The organism is Alcanivorax sp. HI0044, from assembly GCF_001634945.1.
On record NZ_LWEZ01000123.1, the window covers coordinates 1 to 849 of the forward strand.

The 849-nt window shown below is 63.5% G+C and carries 1 protein-coding gene and 1 pseudogene; both read right to left on the reverse strand.

Features of this window, described 5'->3' with window-relative positions; genetic code table 11:
- Positions 1–549 (reverse strand): ComEC/Rec2 family competence protein (locus A3730_RS32435; RefSeq protein ID WP_231883803.1); only part of this gene is annotated, 549 nt, incomplete at its 3' end.
- Positions 528–849, reverse strand: a pseudogene (locus A3730_RS32440) (hypothetical protein); the annotation flags it as partial. The pseudogene A3730_RS32440 and the gene A3730_RS32435, both read right to left, overlap by 22 nt.

The following is an 849-nucleotide window of genomic DNA, read 5'->3' on the forward strand; positions in this document are numbered from 1 at the left end:
GATATCGCCAGGCAACAGGGCGGAACCAAATGGCCCATCAACATGCAGCACACAGCTGGCGCCGTTCCCGGCCGGCCCTGGCTCGCGGGGCCACAGCACCGTGAAGATCACGCCGTCCCAGCGCCACTGATCACCGGCCTGGCATAATTGGCTGCCTGGCACCCTGTGCGGCTCGCCGCTGAGCAACAGGCCTGGTGCCGGCAAGTCAGTCAGCCCGCCGGCATGGTCATTGTCGCCATGGCTGATCACCGTGCGGTCTACCTGCTGCCCCGTGACCGACAGCCACGGCCTCATACTCTGGGCCGCCATGCTGCCACCGGGCCAGGACGGCCCGGCATCATAAATCAGCAGGTGCTCACGGGTACGTATTGCCAATGCCAGCCCCTGCCCCACATCAAAAGCCGTCAGTGACCACTCCCCCGGCGCCAGTGTTGCCGGCTTCTGCGTCAACCAGGGCAGCAGGAAAAGCGGCAGCAAACGTCGAGGAAATGGCAAAAATGGCATCAGCAGCAACATCACCCCAATCATCAGGACGATACCTGCGGGCATGGACGGCAGCCTGAGCCATGACGGCACGCCCAGATTCGCCGCCACATCATGACCCACACGGAAAATTCCACCCCGGTGGCGGCAGCCCCCAACAACCAGGGCTGCTGGAGCAGCGTCCCCAGCAATGCCGCAGGGATAACCAACAAGGTGTAGAGCGGAACAAAACTCAGGTATGCCAGCGGGGCAATGAGTGACAACTGCAGAACCAGCACCGCACCCGCCACGGCCATCAACACCGGCAGCAACAACATCAACCGCCAGGGCGCATGGCTGCGGGTCAGCATGGCGATACAGGCGACC